Below are 24,966 nucleotides of genomic sequence, written 5' to 3'. Positions count from 1 at the left end.
CGGCGCTCCCCACAGCGCGTGACCCGTTGACCCGAGCTCAGTGAACCCAACTATTAAGTAGGTCCGCCTTGTAAACCACACTTAAAGGGTCTCGCTTTGGTCACATCGATCACCTCCGGAGGCTTTAAATCCGGACAAAGTGATCACAGACAGACACACGCGAAACGGACTGTTAACACGAGTTACGGATTTTCCCGTCCGCTCACCGGACGTCCCGAGGGGTAAACCTGACGGATAATCCGTTGCCAACCGGCCCCGAGCATGCCAGAGGCCCGGGGCCACCGCTACGAGTAGCGGGGCCCCGGGCCTCCAGGTCACCCGGCGGACCGGGCGTGGTTCACAAAGCGTCAGCGCTTGGCGCGCGAAGCCGTGCGGCCGCGCTCCTTCTGGTCCAGGACGACCTTGCGGATGCGGACCGCCTCCGGGGTCACCTCGACGCACTCGTCGTCGCGGCAGAACTCCAGGGACTGCTCCAGCGACAGCTTGCGCGGCGGGACGATCGCCTCGAAGGAGTCGGCGGAGGAGGAGCGCATGTTGGTGAGCTTCTTCTCCTTGGTGATGTTGACGTCCATGTCGTCGGCGCGCGAGTTCTCGCCGACGATCATGCCCTCGTACACCTCGGTGCCCGGGTCGGTGAAGAGCACACCGCGCTCCTGGAGGTTCGTCATCGCGAAGGCGGTGACGGCGCCGGCGCGGTCGGCGACCAGGGAGCCGTTGTTACGGGTCTTCAGCTCGCCGAACCACGGCTCGTGGCCCTCGTGGATGGAGTGGGCGATACCGGTGCCGCGGGTGTTCGTCAGGAACTCCGTACGGAAGCCGATGAGGCCACGGGACGGGACGACGAACTCCATGCGGACCCAGCCGGAGCCGTGGTTGGACATGTTGTCCATGCGGCCCTTGCGGGTGCCCATGAGCTGCGTGACCGCGCCCATGTGCTCCTCGGGCACGTCGACCGTGAGGCGCTCGACGGGCTCGTAGGTCTTGCCGTCGACCTGCTTGGTGACGACCTGCGGCTTGCCGATGGTCATCTCGAAGCCCTCGCGGCGCATCTGCTCGACCAGGATGGCCAGCGCCAGCTCACCGCGGCCCTGCACCTCCCAGGCGTCGGGGCGCTCGGTGTCCAGGACGCGCAGCGAGACGTTACCGATCAGCTCGCGGTCCAGACGGTCCTTGACCTGGCGGGCGGTGACCTTGCGGTCCTTGACCGCGGACTTGGCGTCCGCGCCCTTGCCCGTGCCGCCGCGGCCGACCAGCGGCGAGGTGTTGGTGCCGATGGTCATGGAGATCGCCGGCTCGTCGACCGTGATCAGCGGCAGCGCGATCGGGTTCTCCGGGTCGGCCAGGGTCTCGCCGATCATGATGTCGGGGATACCGGCGACGGCGCAGATGTCACCCGGGCCGGCCACCTCGGCGGGCTTGCGGGTGAGGGCCTCGGTCATCATCAGCTCGGTGATGCGGACGTTGGAGACCGTGCCGTCACGCTTGATCCACGCGACGGTCTGGCCCTTGCGCAGCTCGCCCTGCTCGACGCGGAGCAGCGCGATACGGCCGAGGAAGTTGTCGGCGTCGAGGTTGGTGACGTGGGCCTGGAGCGGCGCGTCGTCCTCGTACGTCGGGGCCGGGACGTGCTCCAGGATGGTGGAGAAGAACGGCTCCAGGTTCTCGCTGTCGGCGGGGACGGTGCCGTCCTCCGGCTTGGTCAGCGAGGCGATGCCGTCACGGCCGCAGGCGTAGACGATCGGGAACTCGATCTGGTCCTCGTCGGCGTCCAGGTCGAGGAAGAGGTCGTACGTCTCGTTGACGACCTCGTCGATGCGGGAGTCCGGACGGTCCGTCTTGTTGATGCACAGGATGACGGGCAGCCGCTTGGACAGCGCCTTGCGCAGCACGAAGCGGGTCTGCGGCAGCGGGCCCTCGGAGGCGTCGACCAGCAGCACGACCGCGTCCACCATCGACAGACCACGCTCGACCTCGCCACCGAAGTCGGCGTGGCCGGGGGTGTCGATGATGTTGATCGTGATCGGGTCGCCACCGTCCTTCGGGTGGTACTTGACCGCCGTGTTCTTGGCCAGGATCGTGATGCCCTTCTCACGCTCCAGGTCGTTGCTGTCCATCATGCGGTCGTCGAGGGACTCGGCGGCGTGCGCGGCGAAGGCGCCGGCCTGCTTGAGCATGGCGTCGACGATGGTCGTCTTGCCGTGGTCGACGTGGGCGACGATGGCGACGTTACGAATGTCGTGGCGGGTGGGCATACTTGCGGCGCTTCTCCCGGGTTGAGGATGGCGTCGCGTACGGTCCGGTACGCGAGCCCGCCGGGCAGAACACGCCACGGCCACTCTCCATGGTACGGGGCCGAGCCGAGTACAGCCTCCCCAGCCCGCTCGCAGCACCTCTGACCTGGGGTTACTCGGGGAAAGAAGGTATCTACCCAGCCGCTTGTGCCCGGAAACCGAGGTCCTGGTACCGGGGAGTGGCGAGCCCGAAGGCACCCGCGTTGACCACCGTCTTGCGGACCCCCGTCAGCTCGGGGCGCTGGAAGAGGGGGATCGACCCGGCCGCGGCCCAGATCCGGGCGTCGGCGCGGGCGATCAGATCACGGGAGGCGTCGGCGTCCAGCTCGGTGGAGGCCTGGTCGAAGAGCTGGTCGATCTGGTCCGTGCCGACCCGGGTGTAGTTCTGCTCCACCAGCAGCGAGCCGTCGGCGGCGGGCTGCGGCTTGGCGAAGACCGGGCGGGCGTCGGTGGCCGGGAAGGCGGAGGCGGGCCAGGAGTAGAGGGCCAGGTCGTAGTCGCCGGCCGCGATGTGGTCCTTGAAGTAGCTGCCGCCGTCGACCTTGGAGATCTTCGTGTCGACGCCGACGGCGGCCAGCTGCCGGGCGATGCCGTCGGCGACGCCGTGCAGCGGCTCGGTCCCGGCGCCGTCCGGCACCATGAAGCGCAGGGTGAGCTTCTTGCCGTCCTTGATCCGGGCCGGGGGCGCGGGGGCCGCCTTGCCGCCGTCCCGGTCGCTCTTCGGGTCCTCCTTCTTACCGGCCGTGTCCTTACCGGCCGCGTCCTTCCCCGCCCCGTCCTTACCGGCCGCGTCGGCCGGGGTGCCGGACGCCTTCGTGCCGCGCCCCGCCCCCTTCTCCCGCCAGCCCGCGTCGGCCAGCAGCGCCCGGGACGCCCGGTGGTCCTTGCCGCCGATGGCGTCGCTGTTGTCCTCGTAGCCGTCCTGGCCGGCCAGCAGCACATGGCTGCCGAGCGGCTCGGCGGGCAGCCCCAGGGGGCCCAGCACCTGCTCGGCCAGCGCCTTGCGGTCGATCGCCCGGGCCACCGCCTTGCGCACCCGCTCGTCGGCGAGCGGGCCGGTGGAGCCGTTGAGCGCGAGCTGGGTGTAGGCGGGCTCCAGGGACTTGCGGACGGTCACCTTGCGCAGCCCGGCGGTCGCGGCGTCCCGGGGCTGGTCGTCCAGGGCGGGCTTGCCCTTGGACGCCGCCGTGTCCTTCTTCGGCGGTTTGTTGGCCAGGGCGATCCGGGCGGCGTCCGCCGGGGTGATGTCGGCCAGGTCGAGCAGGCCCTTGGCGAGCGCGTCGGCCCGCTCCCCGCGCGGCACGGCCCGCAGGACGAGCTTGTCCAGCCGGGCCCGGTCGCCCCACCACTTCGGATTGCGTTCGAGGGTGAGCGTGCCCTCCTTGTTGTCCCGCGCGCCCACCTTGAAGGGGCCCGCGACGATCTTCAGATCATTGCGGGCGCCGTCGTTGAAGGCGTTGCCGTTGCCCATGACGCTCTTGGGGTAGAGGGGGGTGAAGAGCGCGGGCCAGTCGGCGTAGGGCTTGGCGAAGGTGACCTTGACCTCGTGGGCGTCCGCGCCCCGCTCGACCCGGTCGATCCGGTCGTAGCCCGCGTTGCGGGCCGTCCAGTACGCGCTGTCCTGGCCGCGCAGGGCCTTCCACTGCGCCTCGAAGTCCGGGGCGCCGATCGCCCGCCCGTCGCTCCACACCGCGTGCGGGTTGAGCTTGTAGACGACGACCTGCCGGGGCTCGCGCTGGATGACCTCCGCCGACCTCAGGAAGTCCCCGTCGCGCTGCGGGCGCCCCCGCTCGTCCATGGTGAACAGGGCGGGCAGCACGGCCCCCGCGACCCGCTGGGTGGCGTCGTCCGCGTCGGCCTGGAAGGTGTTCAAGGTGCCGGGCAGGGCGTCCACGGCCCAGTTCAGCGTGCCGCTGCCGGCGGTCTGGGCGGGCGGGAGCGCGGCGATGTCCCGCGGCGCTCCCGCCCGGTCGTCGTCCCGGTCCCCCGCGCCGCAGCCGCCGAGGACGGGCAGCGGGAGCAGCATGCCCGCGAGCAGAACGACGGAGCGGCGGGGACGGGACCGGGGGCGGGTCGAGAGGGGGGCCATGGTGATACCTCCGCCGGACGGGGCCGGGATCGTTCATTCGGCGTAATGCGCCGCTGATCGCATCTACTGCCCACCACTGAAGGCGACGGTCCGCGGGAAGCCGGGCCGACACGGCGCCGTCGGCGGACACGCCACTCGCCTGGTCGAACGGCTCGGCGAAGGGCGGCCGCACGGCGAATGGTCCCGCGAAGGGCCGATCGGGGCGGCTATCTTCCCCTGGAGGGCTGTGACGCGCGACACTCTCAGTCGCATCAGCGTCTCCACCCGCAACAGCCGACCGCCGACCGTGGAAGTGAGGGCAAAGCATGTCCTTGAATGACGACTTGACGGCCGTTCAGCGCTCATTGGACGATCTCGACCGCTCGCTCGGGATGCTGGAGAAGGACCTGGACCCGGGCGGCCTGGACATGCGCCGGGTACGCACCGACGCGAGCCATCTACGGGAGAGCTTCGCGCTGCTGCGCGGCACCCGGCCGGCCGAGCGGCCGGCCCCGGAGAAGGTCACGATCCCCGACACCCCGTACGACCGCTCGCTGTGGTCGGACGCCGAGGACGACGAAGGTCTCGGGGCCCGCGACCGGCGCGCGCCCTGACGGCCGCGGTCCATCCCGGCACGGAAGGCACCGACCACCCCTCGCTCCTCCCCGGAGTCCCCCTTGGCCACTGGTACCGAGCCCGAAACCAACGCGGCCCCCGCCGTCACCGACGGTGACCGCGGGCGCGGCGGCGTCCACCATCCCTCGCGCGCCGCGATCCCGGCCCCCCATCTGCGCCGTGACCGCTGGTGGCTGGCGCCCGCCGGCACGGCCGCCGGGCTGTTCGCCTTCATCGTCTACTCCACCTGGCGCGCCTTCGCCGACACCGACTACTACGCGGCGCCCTACGTCTCGCCGTTCTACTCGCCCTGTCTGGCGGAGAACTGCGTGCCCATGCGCGGCGGCCCCAACTGGGAGGTCTTCGGCGCGTGGTGGGGCCTGTCCCCCGCCCTGCTGATCCTGATCTTCCCCCTCGGCTTCCGGCTGACCTGCTACTACTACCGCAAGGCGTACTACCGGGGCTTCTGGGCCTCACCCCCCGCCTGCGCCGTCGCCGAGCCGCACCGGACGTACAGCGGCGAGACCCGGCTGCCGCTGATCCTCCAGAACGTCCACCGCTACTTCTTCTACTTCGCGGTGCTGGTCGCCGGGATCCTCACCTACGACACCGTGCTCGGCTTCCGTGACGAGCACTACGCCTGGGGCCACATGGGCCTGGGCACCCTGATCCTGCTCGTCAACGTCGCGCTGATCTGGGCGTACACCCTCTCCTGCCACTCCTGCCGGCACATCGTCGGCGGCCGGCTCAAGCACTTCTCCAAGCACCCCGTCCGCTACCGCCTGTGGGGCTGGGTCTCGAAGCTCAACGCACGGCACGCGCTGCTCGCCTGGGCATCCCTGATCAGCGTGGCGGTGGCCGACTTCTACGTCTATCTGCTCGCCACGGGCGCCTTCGACGATCCGCGCTTCTTCTAGGAGAGGGACACATCTGATGACGCAAGTCGACCGGCAGTCCTGGGACGTCGTCGTGGTCGGCGCGGGCGGCGCCGGCCTGCGCGCGGCGATCGAGGCCCGCGAGCAGGGCGCGCGGACGGCCGTCATCTGCAAATCGCTGTTCGGCAAGGCCCATACGGTGATGGCCGAGGGCGGCATCGCCGCCAGCATGGGCAACGTCAACGCGGGTGACAACTGGCAGGTCCACTTCCGCGACACGATGCGCGGCGGGAAGTTCCTCAATCAGTGGCGGATGGCGGAGCTGCACGCGCAGGAGGCCCCCGACCGGGTCTGGGAGCTCGAGACCTGGGGCGCGCTCTTCGACCGCACGCCCGACGGGCGGATCTCCCAGCGCAACTTCGGCGGCCATGAGTTCCCCCGGCTCGCGCACGTCGGCGACCGCACGGGCCTGGAGCTGATCCGCACCCTCCAGCAGAAGATCGTCTCGCTCCAGCAGGAGGACGAGCGGGAGTTCGGCGATCACGAGGCGCGGCTGAAGGTCTTCCAGGAGTGCACGGTCACCCGGGTGCTGAAGGAGGAGGGCGGCGAACGGGTCTCGGGGGTCTTCGGCTACGAGCGGGAGTCCGGACGCTTCTTCGTCATGGAGGCGCCCTCGGTGGTCCTGGCCACCGGCGGCATCGGCAAGTCCTTCAAGGTGACGTCCAACTCCTGGGAGTACACCGGCGACGGGCACGCGCTGGCGCTGCTCGCCGGGGCGTCGCTGGTCAACATGGAGTTCGTGCAGTTCCACCCCACCGGGATGGTCTGGCCGCCGTCGGTGAAGGGCATCCTGGTCACCGAATCGGTCCGCGGCGACGGCGGCGTGCTGCGCAACAGCGACGGCAAGCGCTTCATGTTCGACTACGTGCCGGACGTCTTCAAGGAGAAGTACGCCCAGTCCGAGGAGGAGGGCGACCGCTGGTACGAGGACCAGGCGAACAACCGCCGGCCCCCCGAGCTGCTGCCCCGTGACGAGGTGGCCCGCGCGATCAACTCCGAGGTCAAGGCCGGGCGGGGGTCACCGCACGGCGGGGTGTTCCTGGACGTGTCGACCCGGCTGCCGGCCGAGGTCATCAAGCGCAAGCTGCCCTCCATGCACCACCAGTTCAAGGAGCTGGCGGACGTGGACATCACGGCCGAGCCCATGGAGGTCGGCCCCACCTGCCACTACGTGATGGGCGGCGTCGACGTCGATCCGGACACCACGGCCGCCGTCGGCGTCCCGGGGCTGTTCGCGGCGGGCGAGGTCGCGGGCGGTATGCACGGCTCCAACCGGCTCGGCGGGAATTCCCTCTCCGACCTGCTGGTCTTCGGCCGCCGGGCGGGACTGCACGCGGCGGAGTACGCCACCGGACACGCGAGTGCGGACCGCCCCGCACCCGGCGGGTTGGACATCGACCTCGCGGAGGCGGAGGCGCTGCGCCCGTTCAGCGCGGAGGGCTCCCCGCCGGGCACCGAGCCGGGCCGCCCGCCGGAGAATCCGTACACCCTGCACCAGGAGCTCCAGCAGACGATGAACGACCTCGTCGGCATCATCCGGCGGGAGGCCGAGATGCGGCAGGCGCTGGAGAAGCTGGCGCAGCTGCGGGACCGGGCCGGGCGCGCCGGGGTCGAGGGGCACCGGCAGTTCAACCCCGGCTGGCACCTGGCCATCGATCTGCGGAACATGCTGCTGGTCAGCGAGTGCGTGGCGCGGGCGGCCCTGGAGCGCCGGGAGAGCCGTGGCGGGCACACCCGCGACGACTACCCGGACATGGAGCGGCGCTGGCGCCGGGTCAATCTCGTGTGCCGGCTGTCCGGCGACCCGGTGGCCGGTGAGCCGGCGCTCGGCCGGATCCGGCTGGAGCGCCGGGAGACCCGGCCCATCCGCCCGGATCTGCTCGGGCTGTTCGAGAAGGACGAGTTGGCGAAGTACCTGACGGACGAGGAGCTGACCTGAGTGAGCTCGTACAAGGCCCACTTCAAGGTGTGGCGGGGCGACGCGGAGGGCGGCGGACCGGCCGACTTCACGGTGGAGGTCAATGACGGCGAGGTCGTCCTGGACATCATCCACCGCATCCAGGCCACCCAGGCCCCGGACCTGGCCGTGCGCTGGAACTGCAAGGCGGGCAAGTGCGGTTCCTGCAGCGCCGAGATCAACGGCAGGCCGCGGCTGCTGTGCATGACGCGGATGTCGGTCTTCGACCGGACGGAGACGATCACGGTCACCCCGCTGCGGGCGTTCCCGGTGGTGCGGGACCTGGTCACGGACGTGTCCTTCAACTACGCCAAGGCGCGGGAGATCCCGTCGTTCGTCCCGCCGGCGAAGCTGGCGCCGGGCGAGTACCGGATGCGGCAGGAGGACGTGAACCGCTCACAGGAGTTCCGCAAGTGCATCGAGTGCTTCCTGTGCCAGGACACGTGTCACGTGGTGCGTGACCACGAGGAGAACAAGACCGCCTTCGCCGGGCCGCGCTTCCTGATGCGCGTCGCCGAGCTGGACATGCACCCGCTGGACGCGGCGGCGGAGGCGGGCCTCGACCGCAAGCGGACGGCGCAGGACGAGCACGGGCTCGGCTACTGCAACATCACCAAGTGCTGCACGGAGGTCTGCCCCGAGCACATCAAGATCACCGACAATGCGCTGATCCCGCTGAAGGAGCGCGCGGTGGACCGCAAGTACGATCCGCTGGTCTGGCTCGGGAACAAGATCCGCCGGCGCGAGGCCTGAGGGAGCCGCGCGAGCGGGGCGGCACCCGCCCCGCTCGGCGGCCCCGCCACGGTGCGTGGACGGCCCGGACCTCCCGGTAGCGGGCCGGACGATACGGCCATACGCTCCGAAATGTGACGCAGCTTTCGAGGCGGGACGGGCCGAGGGCGGCAGGCTGGGCCGTCGTCGGTGCCCTCCTCGCGCTGTGCGTCCTGCTGCTCCCGCCGATGGCGTCCGCACGCGCCGACACCCCTCTCGACCTGGACTCCCCCGGGCGGATCACCGACACCGTCGGCGCCCTCGGCCAGCGCCGCCACCAGGTCGAAGCGGCTCTGGGCCGGCTGCACGCCGAGCACCGGATGCGGCTGTACGTGACCTACGTACGCGACTTCTCCGGCCGCGACGGCCACGACTGGGCGGACGCCACCGCCGACCGCAACGGCCTCGGCCCGCGCGACGTACTGCTCGCCGTCGGCACCCATGTGCGCCGCTACGCCGTCTCGGCCGCCACGGACTCCGGCTTCCGCCAGGACCAGCTCTCCGAGGTCGCCGACACCGCCATCGCTCCCGCCGTCAAGGGCCACGACTGGGCGGGCGCCGCCATCGGCGCCGCGGACGGCTACCGTGCCGTGCTGCGCGGGGAACGGGTACGGGCGCCCGTCATCGTCCCCGGCAGCAGCGACCCCGGCGGCGGCCTCGTCCCCGGCAACCACCGGGTGTGGCTGCCGACGGTCCTGGCCGCCGGGATCTGCCTGGCCGGCCTGTACGTCTGCTCCCGGCGCGCGGCCCGCCGCCGCGCCGCCCGGCGGCCACCGACCCTCGCCACGAGCACCCCGCCCGGCCTCGCCCGAATGGCCCAACCGCTGACGCCGCTGCCGGAGCTGGATGCGGAGGCCGCCCGGAACCTCGTCGGGACGGACGACGCGGTCCGCACCAGCGCCGAGGAACTCCTCTTCGCCAGGGCCCAGTTGGGGGTCGCGGTGACCCGCCCGTTCGCCGAGGCCGTGGCCTACGCGCGGAGCGAGCTGGCCGACGCCTTCCGGCTGCGGCAGTGGCTGGACGACAACCCGTACGAGGAGGAGGAGATCCGCCGCCACGCGCTGGACGAGATCTGCTCCCGCTGCACCAGCGCCAACCGCCGCCTCGACGCCGAGTCCGACTCCTTCGACCGGCTGCGCGACATCAAGGTCAACGGCGCCGGGATACTCGCCCGGGCCGAGGCCGCCGCCACGGCCCTCACCCCCCGCCTCGACGCCGCCGAGGCCGCGCTCGCCGCCCTCGCCGACCGCTGCGCCGACCGTGCGATCGACACCGTCGCCCGCCACCCCGCCGAGGCCCGTGACCGCCTCGCCTTCGCCACCGCCGCCCTCACCGAGGCCCGCGACGCCCTGGCCGACCGGGACGGCGACCGGGCGGCCATCTCCCTGCGGGCCGCCGAGGCCGCCCTGTCCCAGGCCCGCACCCTCGCCACCGCCGTGCTGCGCCGGGCCAACGAGCTCACCGGCGCGACCGCACGGCTGCACGCCGCCCTGGCCGACGCCAAGGCCGCCCCCGTCCCCGCGGGTGACCTCGACCTGCAGACCGCACGGGCCACCGAGGTGCTGGCCGAAGCGGAACGGGAGATGGCGACCGGCCGCTACGACCCGGGGACCCTGCTGCGCCGGGTCGAGGAGTCGGCGGCGCTGCTCGACGCGGCCTCCGGCATGCCGCCGGGCCGCAGCGAGCAGCGCCGACGGGCACGGCTCGCGCGGGCGATGCCCGCCACGCGGGGCGAAGTGGCGGCGGCACGGGACTTCATCAGCACCCACCGGGGCGCGATCGGCAGCCGCGCCCGCACCCGGCTGGCCGAGGCCGAGCGCCATCTGTCCCTGGCCGATTCCCTGGCCGGAACGGACGGGGCCGCCGCCCTGCGCGAGACGGGGGAGGCCGACTCCCTGGCCCGCCAGGCACGGGCCCTGGCCGAACACGACGTCGGCAGCTACGGCACCCCCTACGATCCGGCGACCCCGCGCCCCACCCGCGCCCTGGGCGGGGCCCTCCTCGGCGGCATCATCCTCGCGGGCCTCCTCCCCGCGTCCTTCGGCGGCGGGGCGACACGGGGACGGCTGGCGGGCTGAGACGGCGCGCGGGGCGGTTGCTCTCAGTACAGGCTCAGCAGGGCCTCCACCGCGTCCGGCGGCGGGGAGTCGCCGTCGGGGAGGGCGAGTTCGAACCAGACCGTCTTGCCGATCGGGGTGCGGCGGCTGCCCCAGGCCGCGCTGAGGAGGCCGACGAGCTGGAGGCCCCGGCCGCCCTCGTCCGTGTCGCGGGCGCGGCGGCGGCGCGGCTGGACGAGGCCGCCGTCCCACACCTCGCACACCAGGGTGCGGTCCAGGAGCAGCCGGAGGCGGATCTCCCCCTCCCCGTACCGCAGGGCGTTCGTGACGAGCTCGCTGACCAGCAGCTCGGTGGTGTCCACCAGGTCTTCGAGGTCCCACGCCTGGAGCATGTCGCGGGCCATCTCGCGCGCCCGCGCCACCGAGCGGGCCTCGGGCGGGAGCGTCCAGTCACCCACATGGGTCCCGGGCAGCCCGCGCAGCCGTGCCATGAGGAGCGCGATGTCGTCCTCGCCGTGGTGGGTGTCCAGCGCGCTCAGTACGTGGTCGCAGACCTCCTCCAGCGGGCGGGCCGGGTCGGTGAGGGCGTCGCGGAAGGCCTGGAGGCCCTCGTCGAGGGGGTGGTCACGGGACTCGACCAGGCCGTCGGTGTAGAGGGCCAGCAGCGCGCCGTCCGGCAGCTCGATCTCGGTCTCCTCGAACGGCTCGCCCCCGACGCCGAGCGGCATGCCCGGCAGCACGTCCAGCAGCCGGGCGGGCCGGCCCGCCTCGACCAGCACCGGCGGCAGGTGCCCGGCGTTGGCGACCGTGGCCCGCCGGGTCACGGGGTCGTACACGGCGTAGACGCACGTCGCCAGGTACACCTCGGAGAGGTCGGCGGCGCGCACGCTGCCCCGCACCCCGCGCGAGGCGGACTGCTTGCCGCCGGGTGTGCCCAGGCCGTGGGCGATCTCGTCCAGCGCGGAGAGCACCTCGGCCGGCTCCAGGTCGAGCATGGCGAGGGTCCGTACGGCCGTCCGCAGCTCGCCCATGGCGACGGCGGCCCGCAGGCCGCGCCCCATGACGTCGCCGACGACGAGGGCCGTGCGGTGCCCGGGCAGCTCGATGACGTCGAACCAGTCGCCGCCCACCTCGGTGGCCGTGTTGCCGGGGAGGTAGCGGGCGGCGATCTCCAGCCCGGCCGCCTCCGGGGCGCCGGGCGGCAGCAGGCTGCGCTGGAGGATCAGCGCCCGCTCGTGCTCGCGCCGGTACAGCCACGCGTTGTCGATGCAGACCGCCGCGCGCGCCGCCAGCTCCACGGCCAGCGCGGTGTCCCGCTCGCCGAACGGCTCGCTGCCCTTCGTCCGGGCGAACTGCACCAGCCCCACGACCGTGTCCCGGGCGACCATCGGCACGACCAGGGTCGACTGCACGACCGCCCCCAGCTCCGGCCCCTCCTCGCTCTCCCGGCGCGGCACGGTCTGGACGTGCGCGGTCCGCAGCGCCCCGGCGCACGGCGAGTGGAAGGGGTAGCGGTGCACCTCGCCGACCTGGATGGGCTTGTCCGTCCCGTCGACCGGCGCCCCGGACACCGCGCTGGCGTACGCGACGCGCCGCAGTTCACCGCTGCCGTCGGCGAGGCCGGGCGGCGCCTCGTCGCCGACGAGCAGGCCTTGGTAGAGGTCGACGGAGGCCAGATCGCAGAACTGCGGGACGGCCACGTCGAGGAGTTCGCGCGCCGTGGTCTCCAGGTCCAGGGAGTTGCCGATCCGCGCCCCCGCCTCGTTGAGCAGCGCCAGGTTCCGGCGGACGCCCGCGGCCTCGCGCTCCGCGCGGCGGCGGCCGGTGACGTCCGTGGCCAGCGCGGCCACGCCGATCGGCCGCCCGCTGCCGCTGTGCAGCCGGTACAGCGACACCGACCAGCGGCGGCGCTCACTGCGCCCGGGCACGGGCCCGACGAGCTGAATGTCCGACACCGGCTTGCCGGTTTCGAGGACTTGGCGCAGCGCGGAGGTCAGCCGGTCGGCCTCGTTGCGGGGCAGGAAGTCGTGCGGGGTACGGCCACGGTGCCAGCCGGCCGGGCGGCCGAAGGTCTGGGCGAAGCTCTCGTTGACCCGAAGAAGCGTCAAATCCGTACCGAAGAAGAAGAAGCCCAGGGGAGATTGGCCGAAAACGGCCTCCGACGCGGCGATGTCGGTCTCTATCGCCCGCAGGGCTCGTACATCAACGGCCACACAGAGCGCGGCCCGCTCACCGCGCTCGTTCTCGGTGGGCATCACATAGATCTCGGCAAGGCCCGGCTCCTGGCCGTCGCGCCGGTAGGGGACGAGGCCGGTCCACTCGCGGCCGTCGAGACCCCCCTCGCTCAGGAAGGGGGCGGCGGGCTCGCTCCGCTGCCCCGGTACGGCGGGGGTGAACACGTCGAGGGGGTCCCTGCCGACGGCCTGCCGGGCGTCTATGCCGAAGAGCTCGGCCGCGCGCTCGCTCCATTGCTCGATCCGCCCGTCGGGCCCGAGGGAGAAGGACGCCACGCGAATGTAGTCGTAGAGGGATCCGGGCGGACTGTTCTGCCACATCGCTGCGGCGTCCGTTCCCCCCGGCGTGTCCGCTCCCGCCGTACCCGCTGGCTTTTCGCTCACGTGCCCGTCCCCTCCGGCTCATGTGCTCGCACCGGCATCAGAAGGCCGAGTATCCAGCACAGGGGCCCTTCGGAACACGGACTTCACGATCACAGCACGGTCTCAACCCGCTATGTCTCCTCCCCGGGTTCCTAACCGGGCAAGCTCAGTTCGAACCACACCGTTTTGCCGGTGTTTCCGCGGCGGGTCCCCCAGCGGCGGGAGGCGAGTGCCACCAGTTGCAGTCCCCGGCCCCCCTCGTCGTCGGGTTCGGCGACGCGCTCGCGGGGCGGGTCGGGCAGCGGGTCGGAGACCTCGACGAGGAGGACGGGGCCCGCGTGCGAGTACATCCGTACACCGATCGGGCCGCTCGCGTACCGCAGGGAATTGGTGACCAGCTCGCTGACCAGCAGGACCGTCACATCGGTGACGCCCTCCATCCCCCATTCCTCCAGGGTGTCGCGCACCAGGGTGCGGGCGGTCCGTACGGCGCCCGGCTCGGCGGGGAAGCTCCACTCGGCGAATCCGGGCGTGGATGCCAAGGTCCCTGCGCTGTCGCTCACGCCGACCACTTCCCAGACCGCTGCGACCCCACCGGTATGCCCGGATTAGGGGAGAATAATCAGCACATACCCGCATCTGGGGTCTGACTATCTTCCTCAGTGGTCCCGGACCGTCTCCTGTGGCACGGATGGCGTATCGGAATCGGTCACTCCAGCAGTGAGCAACCGGGCGGCGGCGGCCACCGCGGGGCGATCCGCCTCGAGCCAGTCCACCTCGTCCACCCGGTCCGGAGTGAGCCAGCGCAGCTCGTCGTGGTCCTGGAGCGGACGGACCTCGCCCGCCAGCAGCCGGGCCGTCCAGACGTGGAGCACGTACGGCGGCTTCAGGGGCCACTCACCGTCGATGCGCGCGAGCGGCTCGACCTCGACGCCGAGCTCCTCGCGCAGCTCCCGTACGAGCGCCTGCCGGGCGCTCTCGCCGGGCTCGAGCTTGCCACCGGGCAGCTCCCACCGGCCTGCCAGCTCGGGCGGGGCGCTGCGCCGCGCGGCGAGCAGCCGCCCCCGGTCGAAGACCGCTCCACCCACCACCACACGTACCGTCGTCATGGGCGGAGCCTATGTGCCGGGCGACCACGCGCGTTCTTCGGGAGACGGCGCGCGACGCGCCCTTACGAGACCGCCCGCCCCACGCGCTCCACTATGTAGAGCTGGGGGTGACCGTGGGTGTCCAGCCGGTCGGCCACCTTCTCGGCCTCGGTCTTCGTGGCGTAGCGGCCGACGCGATAGCGGTTGCCGTTCTCGTCCTGGCGGATCACCAGCCAGGGCAGGACCGGTCCAGTCTCATTCATCGTCCCGCCCTTCCGCTGTGGCGTCGCACACCGGCGTACGCCCGTCGGCGCCTTCCGAAGAAACCGCAGTCCGCATATGCCCGAGCGTACGCCCGACCTTTACGCAGCGGATACGGGTTTTCACGAAGAGGTACGCATTTGGCCACCCACGGGCGACCGTGGGTGGCCAAATCAGCGTTCGGCAACGGGAAGGCTACGCCTTCGCCGCCTCCTTCTCGGCCGCCTTGGCGAGTTCCGCCTCTTCGCGCTCCTCGGCCTCGGCCATGGCCGTCATCTCCTTCTCGACCTCCACCAGGGTGGGGTTGCGCCAGGCGCTGCGCACGCCCCACGCGTAGAAGACGAGGGCGATCAGGGCGACCACGACGATGTCCCAGCCCTGGGCGAGGTAGCCCTTGCCACCGAACTCGGTGCCGCCGGCCCACGACACGAAGGCCATGACCAGCAGGTAGGTGACCATCCAGGCGCCGGCCATCAGGTGCGGCTTGAGCTCGGCCCACGGCTTGCGCAGCTCGTACCAGGCCCAGATCGGCAGACCGATGGCCATGATGAAGATGACCTTGCCCGTCAGCGGCCAGCGCGCCCAGTACATGACCAGGGAGCCGAAGATCATCGCTATGGGCGCGATGACCGGCATGGCCTTCAGCTTGACCGGGCGCTTCATGCCGGGCGCGATGCGGCGCAGCGACATCACGGCGACGGGGCCGGTGATGTACGAGATGACCGTGGCCACACCGACGATCTCCGCTATCGAGCCCCAGCCGCGGAAGACGGCCAGGAAGATGAACGAGATCACGAGGTTGAGCAGCAGCGCCGGCTTCGGCACACCGGTCTTGGGGTCGACCTTGCCGAAGACCTTGGGCAGGTGGCCGTTCTCCTGGACGCCGTTGATCATGCGCGAGGTGGTGGCCGCGTAGATCATGCCGGTGCCGGAGGGGGAGACGAAGGCGTCCGCGTAGAGCAGCAGCGCCAGCCAGTTCAGGCCCCAGGCGATGGAGAGGTCCGCGAGCGGGGACTTGTAGCCCAGCGCGTTCCAGCCGCCGGCCGCGGTGAGGTCCTGGGCCGGGACGGCCATCAGGAACGCGACCTGGAGGGCGATGTAGATCACCAGGGCGATCAGGATCGAGCCGATGACGGCCTTCGGCAGCGACTTGCCCGGGTTACGGGCCTCGGCGGCCATGTTCAGCGGCGACTGGAAGCCGTTGAAGGCCCAGACGATGCCCGCGACGGCAACGGCGCTGAAGACGGCGCTCCAGCCGTTCGGCGCGAACCCGCCGTGGTCGGTGACGTTGCTCGTGTCGAAGTGGGCGAAGATCAGCGCGCCCGCCGTGAGCACCGGCACGACGACCTTGAACACGGTGATCGCGTTGTTCGTCTTGGCGAACAGGGTGATCGCGAACCAGTTCAGGAAGAAGTAGAAGACCACCAGGACGCTGGCGCACGCCAGACCGGTGCCGGTGAGCTCCTTGCCGTCGAACAGGCCCTGCGCCCAGCCGAAGTCCCACGAGCTCATGTACTGGATGGACGCGGTCGCCTCGCCGGGGATGACGGAGACGATGGCGATCCAGTTGGCCCAGGCGGCCATGTACCCGGAGAGCGAGCCGTGCGAGTACTGGCCGAACCGCACCATGCCGCCGGCCTTCGGGAACATCGAGCCGAGCTCGGTGTACGTCAGGGCTATGGTCAGCGCCACGACGGCGCCGATGACCCAGGCGAGGATCGCGGCCGGACCGGCCAGCGCGGCGGCTCGCTCGGCTCCGAAGAGCCAGCCGGAGCCGATGATCGACCCGAGACCGACGGCCGTCAGGGCCGCCGTGCCCAAGCTCCGGCGGTAATTCGAGTGGGAACCCTGTTCGGTACTCAAGCCCCGGATCTCCTTTTCTTCCTACTCCCCCACGGCACGACACAAACCGCGCCATCGTACGAGCGAATTGGCACGGTCCGTTCCGCAAAAACGCTCTGACCTGGGCGTATGTGAGGTTTGCAACACAAAGATCCACCTTGCCTAATCAGGACAAGCTGGGGCGAAGTGCGCATATTCTTCCGGGGGCGCAAGCCGACGTAGGGCACATATCCGGACGTCAACTCTCCGCCGCCGCCTTCGAATCGCTATCGAGACGGCGGCGTCACTTTCACGTCATCTTCACTTCACCGGCAGGTGGTAAGCGACCCGGTGCCGCTCGGCGAGCATGACGATGTCCGCCGTCTCGACCGGGCAGCCCCCCGCGAGATAGGTGCGCGAGACGACCAGCACGCAGTGGCCGGGCACCCCGCCGAGCGCCAGCGCCTCCTCGGCCAGCCCGGGGCGCGCGCTGACCTCCTCGGTGACGTTGTCCACGATCAGATCGATGGCGGCCATCCGCTCGACCACCCCCTTGCCGGCCAGCGGCCCCTCCTCGGGCAGCATCACCGGCGTCCGCCCGGTGACGGCCAGCGGCTCCCAGGAGGTGGAGAGCATGGCCGGCTCCCCCGCGGCCCGGAAGAGATAGCCCGTCCGCATCACCCGGTCACCGACCGCGATCCGCAGCCGCCGCGCCACATCGGCACCGGCCGCCACCTGCTCACTGCGCGACTCCCAGGTCCCCTTGACCCGGTCGTCGGCCTGCTCCTGCCGGAACGGCGTGGAATCCCCCACCGACCGGTACCCCGTCCGCACGAGCGCCCGCGGCACGGGCTGCTCCCGCACATACGTCCCCGACCCGGACCGCCCCTCGACCAGCCCCTCGGCCATCAGCACCTTGCGGGCCTCCAGGGCGACGGTGTCCGAGACCCCGTACTGCTCGCGAATGCGCGCTTGGGAGGGAAGTCGGGTATGCGGCGGCAACTCGCCTGCGACGATCTTCTGGCGAAGATCACCGGCGACGCGGAGATATGCGGGCTGGTCACCGAAGGCCACGTCCACTCCCATCAAGTTGACAGTCCGCAACAGCTTGGCAACCGATGGTTGTGGTCCGCAACTCAAGGCCAAGGATTCACTAGATGTGGTGAATTGCAGCTCAGCGGCGCGTGATCGGGCGACGCGCGCACATGCACGCAGCACTGCCCCGGGGCACATCTCCTCATACCTCGCGGAACACCCGGATACGGAGCGTGACCCCGCGCGGGGCGGGGTCGGTGGTGCGGCAACCAAGGAAACGCGTCGGCGCGATCCCCTGACCGGTCGTCCTGCGCCTCGCTACGGTGGAGCCATGACCGCACTGCCCGACTGGATGATTCCGCCCCGTCCCGAGGGATGGTTCGCGGAAGATCTGGACCGCCTGCCGGACGCCCCTCGCCACACCGAGCTGATCGACGGGGCCCTCGTCTTCAGGATGCTGCCGCAGCGGGCATGGCACAGCCACCTTGTCACCATGCTCACCGTCGCCCTCATGGAGCGGGCGCCGGAAGGACTCGAAGTCGGCCGGGAGATGACCATCCGGCTCGACGAACGCAACCGCCCCGAGCCCGACCTCCTGGTGGCCACGACCCCTTTCGACCCTGACCGCACCTGGTTCGCGGCGAAGGACGTGCAGCTCGTGGTCGAAGTGGTCTCCCCCGAGTCCGCGCACCGCGACCGCACGGTCAAGCTGCGCAAGTACGCACAGGCCGGGATCCCGCACTACTGGTGCATCGAGGACGAGGACGGTGCGCCTGTCGTCCATGTCTACGAGCTGGACGAGCCGACCGGGGTCTACGCCCCGGCGGGGATCTTCCGCCATACCCTCCAGCGGGAGCTGCCGTTCGAGATCGGCCTCGACCTCGACAAGCTCACGCCGCGCAAGGGCGGGTGAATCGACGCGAGAAGGGGCCGCACTCCTGGGAGTGCAGCCCCTTCTGACGTATGCGTTCGCGATCAGACGTTGAAGCGGAACTCCACCACGTCGCCGTCCGCCATCACGTACTCCTTGCCCTCCATGCGGGCCTTGCCGGCCGCGCGGGCGTCGGCTACGGAGCCGGTGGCGATCAGGTCGTCGAAGGAGATGACCTCGGCCTTGATGAAGCCCTTCTGGAAGTCGGTGTGGATGACACCGGCCGCCTCGGGGGCCGTGGCGCCCTTCTTGATGGTCCAGGCGCGGGTTTCCTTCGGGCCGGCCGTCAGGTAGGTCTGCAGGCCGAGGGTGGCGAAGCCGACGCGGCCGAGGGTGGCCAGGCCGGGCTCCTCCTGGCCCATGGACTGCAGGAGCTCCAGCGCCTCGTCGTCGTCCAGCTCGATCAGCTCGGACTCGATCTTCGCGTTGAGGAAGATCGCCTCGGCCGGGGCGACCAGGGCGCGCTGCTCGTTCTTGAAGTCCTCGTCGACCAGCTCGTCCTCGTCGACGTTGAAGACGTAGAGGAACGGCTTGGTGGTCAGCAGGTGCAGCTCGTGCAGCAGGTCGCCCTGCTCGGTGCCCTTGGTGATGCCGGCCGAGAAGAGCGTCTGGCCGGACTCTAGGATCTTCCGGGCGGACTCCACGGCGGCCAGGACCGCGACCTTCTCCTTCTGGAGACGGGATTCCTTGGTCAGGCGCGGGACGGCCTTCTCGACGGACTGGAGGTCCGCGAGGATCAGCTCGGTGTTGATGGTCTCGATGTCGTCCTTGGGCGAGACCTTGCCGTCGACGTGGACGACGTTCTCGTCCTTGAAGGCGCGGATGACCTGGCAGATCGCGTCGGACTCACGGATGTTCGCGAGGAACTTGTTGCCCAGGCCCTCGCCCTCCGAGGCGCCGCGCACGATGCCCGCGATGTCCACGAAGTCGACCGTGGCGGGGAGGATCTTCTGCGAACCGAAGATCTCCGCGAGCTTCTGCAGCCGGGGGTCGGGGACACCGACGACACCGACGTTGGGCTCGATGGTGGCGAACGGGTAGTTGGCCGCCAGTACGTCGTTCTTGGTCAGGGCGTTGAACAGGGTCGACTTGCCGACATTCGGCAGGCCGACGATTCCGATCGTGAGCGACACGTGGCGACTTCCCGTAGCGAGATTCCCGTAGCGGCGCGGGCGGCGGTTCGCCGCGCGTCGTCCGGGAATGGTGTGAAGGGTCCCGGCCCCCGGGGGCCGGTCAACCAGTCTACGGGTCCGCGCCGCGACCCCGCCCCGAACGGGCAGTCCTTCGAACGCTTGGGCAAGGTGGCCCAAAGCGCGTGTCCAACGCCGGATTCCTCCCGCTTCCCGACCTACTTTGGTCGGGTGGAGCAACCCAGCACACGTACCCCGCAGCGCAAGGCCCGCCGCACGCCCCCCGTGCCGCGCCCCGCTGCCCCCGTGGGACAGGGCGAGCACGCGACGGTCTACCGGTCGGGGCCCGGGCCCGGGGTGCCGCCGCTGCGGCGGGCGCTGGACCGGATGCCGGCGGCCCGGCTGACGGGGCTCGGCAGCGGGCTGCTCACCGCGCTCGGGATGCTGGCCATCGGCGCGGGCGACGCGGCGCTGCTGGACGGCTCCCCCGCCGTCTACGGCGTGTTCTTCATCATCGGCAGCGCGGCCTGCGCGCTGTGGGTGCGGCCCGCCGACCTGGTGACCGCGCCGATCAGCGCGCCCATCGCGTACGCCGTCGGCGGGGTGCCGATCAGCGGCGGCGGGGGCGGCTTCGGCACCCAGCTCATGGGGCTGATCACCCTGCTGTCGCTGAACGCCGGATGGCTCTACGCCGGCACCCTGCTGGCCGCGCTGATCGCCCTCGTCCGCAGGATCGCGCTGATCAGAGCGCGAAGGCGGGAGCGGAACCGGCAGCGGAAGCGGCCATCGCGGCCCCCACGATCCCCGCGCTGTTCTCCAGCCGGGCGGGAACGATCTCCGCGCTGACCCTCTTGATCAGCGGCAGGAACTTGTCCGCCTTGCGGCTGACGCCGCCGCCGATCACGAACAGCTCGGGCGAGAAGAGATTCTCGACGTGCAGCAGATACTTCTCGACGCGCTTGGCCCAGCGCTCCCAGCTCAGGCCCTTGTCCTCCTTGACCCGCGTCGAGGCGCGGGTCTCCGCGTCGTGCCCCCGCAGCTCCAGATGGCCGAGCTCCGTGTTGGGCACGAGCCTGCCGTCGATGAACACGGCGCTGCCGATGCCGGTACCGAAGGTGAGGACGATGACGGTGCCCTTGCGGCCGCGGCCCGCGCCGTAGTGCATCTCGGCGAGCCCGGCGGCGTCCGCGTCGTTCAGCAGCGTCACCGGCGCCCCGAGCCGCTCGCCCAGCAGACCCGCCGCGTCCCGGTTGATCCAGTCCTTGGAGACGTTCGCGGCCGTGCGCGTCGTCCCGTCGACCACCACACCGGGGAAGGTCGCCCCGATCGAACCGCCGGACCAGCCGAAGTGCTCCACGACCTCGCGGACGCAGTCCGCCACCGCATCCGGGGTCGCCGGATGGGGGGTGAGGACCTTGAAACGCTCCTCCGCCAACTCACCCCGGGCCAGATCGACCGGTGCGCCCTTGATGCCCGATCCGCCGATGTCCACGCCGAATACGTCCATGACGACCACGCTAAGGGGTGCCGCCGCGCGACACCCCCCGTACGGTCCGGGCGGACCGGCTCAGGCGGATTCAGGCGGTCTCAGGCGGTCTCAGCCGACTCGGACGATGCAGCCGACTCCGCCGACAGCTCCGCCGCCTCGGCCCGCAGGTCCCGGCGCAGCTCCTTGGGGAGCGAGAAGGTGATGGACTCCTTGGCGGCCGTGATGACCTCGACGTCGGCGTAGCCGCGCTCGGCGAGCCACTCCAGGACGCCCTCGACGAGGATCTCGGGCACCGACGCGCCGGAGGTCACACCGACCGTCCGCACGCCCTCCAGCCAGGCCTCGTCGATCTCGTCGGCGAAGTCCACGAGGTGGGCGGCGCGGGCGCCCGCGCCGAGGGCGACCTCGACGAGACGGACCGAGTTGGAGGAGTTCTTGGAGCCGACGACGATCACGAGGTCGGCGTCCGCGCCCATCTGCTTGACCGCGATCTGACGGTTCTGCGTGGCATAGCAGATGTCGTCGCTGGGCGGGCTGATGAGCTGCGGGAACTTGGTCTTCAGCGCGTCCACGGTCTCCATCGTCTCGTCGACGGAGAGGGTGGTCTGGGAGAGCCAGACGACCTTGGACTCGTCACGGACCTCCACGTTGGCGACGTCCTTGGGGCCGTCGACGAGCTGGATGTGGTCCGGGGCCTCGCCGCTGGTGCCGATGACCTCCTCGTGGCCCTCGTGGCCGATGAGGAGGATGTCGTAGTCCTCGTTGGCGAAGCGGACGGCTTCCTTGTGGACCTTGGTGACCAGAGGGCACGTGGCGTCGATCGTGGCGAGCTTGCCGCGGGCGGCCTCGTCGTGGACGACCGGCGCGACTCCGTGCGCCGAGAAGATCACGATGTTGCCCTCGGGGACCTCGGCCGTCTCCTCGACGAAGATGGCGCCCTTCTTCTCGAGGGTCTTGACCACGTATTTGTTGTGAACGATCTCGTGGCGCACATAGACCGGCGCACCGTACTGCTCCAGAGCCTTCTCGACGGCGATCACGGCGCGGTCGACACCCGCGCAGTAGCCACGGGGGGCGGCGAGCAGGACCTTACGGGCGGGCGTAGCAGTCATGCCGTCCATCGTACGGGCCCGGCCCACCGGCGCGTCCCGGCCGGGCGGACCGGCGTGGTGGCCGAAGCTGGGGGAACGATCCGCCGCACCAGCGAGGGGGCCTCCATGTCCGCACCACCCTCCGACGGTGACGGCACGCTCCGCCGGACGCTGTCCTTCCGGGACCTCGTCGTCTACGGCCTGCTCTTCATCGCCCCCATGGCACCGGTCGGCGTCTTCGGCACGCTGGACGCGAAGTCGCACGGGGCCGTGGCGCTCGTCTATCTCGTGGCGACGGTCGCGATGGCCTTCACGGCCTTCTCGTACGCGCAGATGGTGCGGGTCGCCCCGCAGGCGGGGTCGGTGTTCACGTACGCGCGTCTGGGGCTCGGCGAGGGTGCGGGGTTCGTCGCCGGGTGGATGGCGATGCTGGACTATCTGCTGATCCCGGCGGTCGCGTATCTCTTCTCCGGCATCGCGATGCACGCGCTGGTGCCGGGCGTCCACCAGTGGGTGTGGACGGCGATCGCCGTGGTCGTGACGACCGCGCTGAACCTGTCGGGCGTACGGGCCGCGGCGCTGGTCGGCTTCCTGGTGCTGGCCATGGAGATCGTCGTGCTGCTGGTCTTCCTGGTCGCCGCGGTCGTCGCGCTGGCCCAGGACGGGGCGCGGCGCGGCTGGCTGTCACCGCTGACCGGTGAGGGCGGCTTCTCCATGACGGCCGTGCTGGGGGCGGTGTCGGTCGCGGTGCTCTCCTATCTGGGCTTCGACGCGATCGCCTCCTTCGCGGAGGAGGCGACGGGCGGTTCGGAGCGGGTGGCCCGGGCGGTGCTGACGTGTCTGGTGGTGGCGGGCGTGCTGTTCGTCGCGCAGACCTACCTCGCCGCCCTGCTCGCGCCGATGTCACCGGCGGAGCTGGCGGCGAAGCCGGAGAACCAGGGGTCGGCGTTCTACGACACGGTCGACTCGGCGACGGGGACCTGGCTGCACGACCTGGTGGCCGTCAGCAAGGCGATCGGCGCGGCCTTCGCCGCCCTGGCGGGCCAGGCGGCGGCCGGCCGGCTGCTGTTCGCCATGGCCCGTCAGCGGCGGCTGCCGAATCTTCTGGCGAAGGTGGACCGGGGGTCGGGGGTGCCGCGCCTGGCCCTGCTGGCCGCGGCGGCGGTGACGCTGGTCGCGGCGGTGTGGGCCGCCCGACGGGACGACGGGCTGGACCGGCTGGTGTCGGTCGTGGACGTCGGCGCGCTGGTGGCCTTCGCTCTGCTGCACCTGTCGGTGATCGGCTGGTTCGCGGTCCGCAAGCGGGGCGGGACGCCCCGCTTGGTGCGACATGTGGTGCTGCCGCTGCTGGGACTGGTGGTGACGGTCGCGGTCATCGTCGAGGCGGCGGCCACGGCCCGCTTCGTCGGTGCGGTGTGGCTGGCCGCCGGCTTGGGCGTGCTGGGCGCGCAGGCGCTGCGGCGTACGACGCCGGAGTGAGGCTGTCTGCCGACTGCGGGCCGTCTGCCGCCTGCGGCGGCGGGCGCCCTGCGGGCGCGTCCTCAATCGCCGGACGGGCTTGATGTGGCGACACCGCTACCCTCACCCCATGGCTCTCAACACCTCCCCCGAGGCCCCGATCCCCGTCGGTCAGGTGTCCCGGCTGATCGGCGGCTGGATCGACCGGCTGGGCGCCGTGTGGGTGGAAGGGCAGATCACCCAGCTCTCGAGACGGCCCGGCGCGGGCGTCGTGTTCTTGACGCTGCGTGATCCCTCGCACGACATCTCCCTGTCCGTCACCTGCTACCGGAGCGTCTTCGACCAGATCGCCGACGTCGTCTCGGAGGGCGCGCGCGTCGTCGTGCACGCCAAGCCGGAGTGGTACGCGCCGCGTGGCTCGCTGTCGCTGCGGGCGACCGAGATCAAGCCGGTCGGGGTCGGGGAGCTGCTGGCGCGGCTGGAGCAGTTGAAGAAGTCCCTGGCGGCGGAGGGGCTGTTCGCCGCCGAGCGCAAACGGCCGCTGCCGTTCCTGCCGCAGCTCATCGGGCTGGTCTGCGGGCGGGCCTCCGCGGCCGAGCGGGATGTGCTGGAGAACGCCCGGCACCGCTGGCCCGCCGTGCGGTTCGAAGTGCGCAACGTCCCCGTGCAGGGCGTGCACGCCGTGCCGGGCGTCGTGGCGGCGATCGAGGAGCTGGACGCCGCGCCGGACGTGGACGTGATCATCGTGGCCCGCGGCGGCGGCAGCGTGGAGGACCTGCTGCCGTTCTCGGACGAGCAGCTCGTGCGGACCGTGGCCGCGTGCCGTACGCCGCTGGTGTCGGCGATCGGCCACGAGCCGGACTCGCCGCTGCTCGATCTCGTCGCCGATCTGCGCGCGTCCACGCCCACCGACGCGGCGAAGCGGGTCGTGCCCGATGTGGGCGAGGAGCTGACCCGGGTCGGGCAGCTGCGGGAGCGCGCGCTGCGCTGTGTCACCGCGCACCTGGACCGCGAGGAGCGCGGCCTCGCGGCGGCGCGGGCGCGGCCGTGCATGGAACGGCCGCAGCGGATGGTGGACGAGCGGGAGCAGCAGATCTCCGCGCTCGCGGAGCGGGGCCGGCGCACGCTCGGGCATCTGCTGGACCGGGCGGACTCCGAACTGGCGCACACCCGGGCGCGCGTGGTCGCGCTGTCCCCGGCGGCGACCCTGCGGCGCGGCTACGCGGTGCTCCAGCACGCGGACGGCTCGGTGGTGCGCGACGCCGGCGAGGTGACGCCGGAGGAGGAGCTGCGGGCCCGGGTCGCGGAGGGCGAGTTCACGGTGCGGGCCGTTGCCGCGCCCCCCGCCGTCACACCGCCCGCATAGGCTGG

The 24,966-nt window shown here is 71.3% G+C and carries 20 protein-coding genes; 9 read left to right on the top strand and 11 right to left on the bottom strand.

Annotated elements, in window-relative coordinates; genetic code table 11:
* Positions 1–347 precede the first annotated feature (347 nt).
* The gene (gene typA / locus JO379_RS22045; protein WP_130879695.1) at positions 348–2,252 is read right to left on the bottom strand and encodes a translational GTPase TypA; all 1,905 of its coding nucleotides are present in this window, start codon (positions 2,250–2,252) and stop codon (positions 348–350) included.
* A 172-nt stretch (positions 2,253–2,424) separates the two neighbouring features.
* Positions 2,425–4,380 (bottom strand): ABC transporter family substrate-binding protein, encoded by a 1,956-nt coding sequence (locus tag JO379_RS22040; RefSeq protein WP_130879694.1) that lies wholly within the window; start codon positions 4,378–4,380, stop codon positions 2,425–2,427.
* Positions 4,381–4,685: 305 nt separating this feature from the next.
* On the opposite strand from JO379_RS22040, the gene JO379_RS22035 reads away from it, so the two are divergent.
* The 5 genes from JO379_RS22035 (at position 4,686) to JO379_RS22015 (ending at position 10,715) form a co-directional block, all read left to right on the top strand.
* Positions 4,686–4,973: an Rv0250c family protein gene (locus tag JO379_RS22035; RefSeq protein WP_130879693.1), complete on the top strand. Its 288-nt coding sequence runs from the start codon at positions 4,686–4,688 to the stop codon at positions 4,971–4,973.
* Positions 4,974–5,036: 63 nt separating this feature from the next.
* Positions 5,037–5,891: a succinate dehydrogenase subunit SdhC gene (sdhC, locus tag JO379_RS22030; protein ID WP_130879692.1), complete on the top strand. Its 855-nt coding sequence runs from the start codon at positions 5,037–5,039 to the stop codon at positions 5,889–5,891.
* Positions 5,892–5,907: 16 nt separating this feature from the next.
* Positions 5,908–7,848, top strand: coding sequence for a fumarate reductase/succinate dehydrogenase flavoprotein subunit (locus JO379_RS22025; RefSeq protein WP_130879691.1), 1,941 nt, complete (start codon positions 5,908–5,910; stop codon positions 7,846–7,848).
* Positions 7,849–8,619: a succinate dehydrogenase/fumarate reductase iron-sulfur subunit gene (locus JO379_RS22020; RefSeq protein WP_209516552.1), complete on the top strand. Its 771-nt coding sequence runs from the start codon at positions 7,849–7,851 to the stop codon at positions 8,617–8,619.
* A 113-nt stretch (positions 8,620–8,732) separates the two neighbouring features.
* The gene (locus tag JO379_RS22015; protein ID WP_307842102.1) at positions 8,733–10,715 is read left to right on the top strand and encodes a TPM domain-containing protein; all 1,983 of its coding nucleotides are present in this window, start codon (positions 8,733–8,735) and stop codon (positions 10,713–10,715) included.
* 23 nt (positions 10,716–10,738) lie between these two features.
* Here the strand turns inward: JO379_RS22015 and JO379_RS22010 are convergent, their stop codons facing one another.
* From JO379_RS22010 to JO379_RS21985, 6 genes are all read right to left on the bottom strand, one after another.
* Positions 10,739–13,249: a SpoIIE family protein phosphatase gene (locus JO379_RS22010; protein WP_130879689.1), complete on the bottom strand. Its 2,511-nt coding sequence runs from the start codon at positions 13,247–13,249 to the stop codon at positions 10,739–10,741.
* A 194-nt stretch (positions 13,250–13,443) separates the two neighbouring features.
* Complete coding sequence (locus JO379_RS22005; RefSeq protein WP_130879688.1) at positions 13,444–13,863, bottom strand: ATP-binding protein; 420 nt, start codon at positions 13,861–13,863, stop codon at positions 13,444–13,446.
* Between the two features lie 87 nt (positions 13,864–13,950).
* Positions 13,951–14,400 carry a (deoxy)nucleoside triphosphate pyrophosphohydrolase gene (locus JO379_RS22000; protein WP_130879687.1) on the bottom strand — a complete coding sequence of 150 codons (450 nt, stop codon included), beginning with the start codon at positions 14,398–14,400 and terminating at the stop codon, positions 13,951–13,953.
* 62 nt (positions 14,401–14,462) lie between these two features.
* Entirely contained in the window at positions 14,463–14,642 is a 180-nt protein-coding gene (locus JO379_RS21995; RefSeq protein WP_130879686.1) for an SPOR domain-containing protein, read from the bottom strand.
* A 193-nt stretch (positions 14,643–14,835) separates the two neighbouring features.
* Complete coding sequence (locus JO379_RS21990; protein ID WP_130879685.1) at positions 14,836–16,503, bottom strand: APC family permease; 1,668 nt, start codon at positions 16,501–16,503, stop codon at positions 14,836–14,838.
* 279 nt (positions 16,504–16,782) lie between these two features.
* A complete protein-coding gene (locus tag JO379_RS21985; RefSeq protein WP_130880285.1) occupies positions 16,783–17,535 on the bottom strand; it encodes a GntR family transcriptional regulator in 753 nt (250 codons plus the stop codon).
* 292 nt (positions 17,536–17,827) lie between these two features.
* On the opposite strand from JO379_RS21985, the gene JO379_RS21980 reads away from it, so the two are divergent.
* Positions 17,828–18,409 carry a Uma2 family endonuclease gene (locus JO379_RS21980; RefSeq protein WP_209516549.1) on the top strand — a complete coding sequence of 194 codons (582 nt, stop codon included), beginning with the start codon at positions 17,828–17,830 and terminating at the stop codon, positions 18,407–18,409.
* 62 nt (positions 18,410–18,471) lie between these two features.
* Here JO379_RS21980 and ychF read toward each other — a convergent pair whose 3' ends face one another.
* Positions 18,472–19,560 carry a redox-regulated ATPase YchF gene (gene ychF / locus JO379_RS21975; RefSeq protein ID WP_130879681.1) on the bottom strand — a complete coding sequence of 363 codons (1,089 nt, stop codon included), beginning with the start codon at positions 19,558–19,560 and terminating at the stop codon, positions 18,472–18,474.
* A 228-nt stretch (positions 19,561–19,788) separates the two neighbouring features.
* On the opposite strand from ychF, the gene JO379_RS21970 reads away from it, so the two are divergent.
* Positions 19,789–20,403: a DUF6542 domain-containing protein gene (locus tag JO379_RS21970; protein WP_130879680.1), complete on the top strand. Its 615-nt coding sequence runs from the start codon at positions 19,789–19,791 to the stop codon at positions 20,401–20,403.
* On the opposite strand, the gene ppgK is transcribed toward JO379_RS21970, so the two are convergent.
* Positions 20,300–21,064: a polyphosphate--glucose phosphotransferase gene (gene ppgK, locus JO379_RS21965; RefSeq protein ID WP_209516546.1), complete on the bottom strand. Its 765-nt coding sequence runs from the start codon at positions 21,062–21,064 to the stop codon at positions 20,300–20,302. The two genes, JO379_RS21970 and ppgK, sit on opposite strands and share 104 nt — an antisense overlap.
* 80 nt (positions 21,065–21,144) lie before the next feature.
* Positions 21,145–22,167 (bottom strand): 4-hydroxy-3-methylbut-2-enyl diphosphate reductase, encoded by a 1,023-nt coding sequence (locus JO379_RS21960; RefSeq protein ID WP_207303969.1) that lies wholly within the window; start codon positions 22,165–22,167, stop codon positions 21,145–21,147.
* Positions 22,168–22,263: 96 nt separating this feature from the next.
* Here JO379_RS21960 and JO379_RS21955 point away from each other — a divergent pair, with 96 nt between their 5' ends.
* Positions 22,264–23,616 (top strand): APC family permease, encoded by a 1,353-nt coding sequence (locus tag JO379_RS21955; RefSeq protein WP_130879677.1) that lies wholly within the window; start codon positions 22,264–22,266, stop codon positions 23,614–23,616.
* A gap of 109 nt (positions 23,617–23,725) precedes the next feature.
* Positions 23,726–24,961 (top strand): exodeoxyribonuclease VII large subunit, encoded by a 1,236-nt coding sequence (gene xseA / locus JO379_RS21950; protein WP_209516543.1) that lies wholly within the window; start codon positions 23,726–23,728, stop codon positions 24,959–24,961.
* Positions 24,962–24,966: the final 5 nt, after the last annotated feature.

Origin of the sequence: Streptomyces syringium (assembly GCF_017876625.1) — a bacterium.
Lineage (GTDB): Bacteria > Actinomycetota > Actinomycetes > Streptomycetales > Streptomycetaceae > Streptomyces > Streptomyces syringius.
Note: the sequence above shows the minus strand (reverse complement) of the source record. Positions and strands in the feature narration are given on the sequence as shown.

Coding starts and splice junctions, on each gene's coding strand:
- JO379_RS22035 (WP_130879693.1), top strand. CDS start 4,686: ATGTCCTTGAATGACGACTTGACGGCCGTTCAGCGCTCATTGGACGAT.
- typA (WP_130879695.1), bottom strand. CDS start 2,252: ATGCCCACCCGCCACGACATTCGTAACGTCGCCATCGTCGCCCACGTC.
- JO379_RS22025 (WP_130879691.1), top strand. CDS start 5,908: ATGACGCAAGTCGACCGGCAGTCCTGGGACGTCGTCGTGGTCGGCGCG.
- JO379_RS21960 (WP_207303969.1), bottom strand. CDS start 22,167: ATGGACGGCATGACTGCTACGCCCGCCCGTAAGGTCCTGCTCGCCGCC.
- xseA (WP_209516543.1), top strand. CDS start 23,726: ATGGCTCTCAACACCTCCCCCGAGGCCCCGATCCCCGTCGGTCAGGTG.
- JO379_RS22010 (WP_130879689.1), bottom strand. CDS start 13,249: ATGTGGCAGAACAGTCCGCCCGGATCCCTCTACGACTACATTCGCGTG.
- JO379_RS21955 (WP_130879677.1), top strand. CDS start 22,264: ATGTCCGCACCACCCTCCGACGGTGACGGCACGCTCCGCCGGACGCTG.
- JO379_RS22040 (WP_130879694.1), bottom strand. CDS start 4,380: ATGGCCCCCCTCTCGACCCGCCCCCGGTCCCGTCCCCGCCGCTCCGTC.
- ppgK (WP_209516546.1), bottom strand. CDS start 21,064: ATGGACGTATTCGGCGTGGACATCGGCGGATCGGGCATCAAGGGCGCA.
- JO379_RS22000 (WP_130879687.1), bottom strand. CDS start 14,400: ATGACGACGGTACGTGTGGTGGTGGGTGGAGCGGTCTTCGACCGGGGG.
- JO379_RS21980 (WP_209516549.1), top strand. CDS start 17,828: ATGACCGCACTGCCCGACTGGATGATTCCGCCCCGTCCCGAGGGATGG.
- JO379_RS21995 (WP_130879686.1), bottom strand. CDS start 14,642: ATGAATGAGACTGGACCGGTCCTGCCCTGGCTGGTGATCCGCCAGGAC.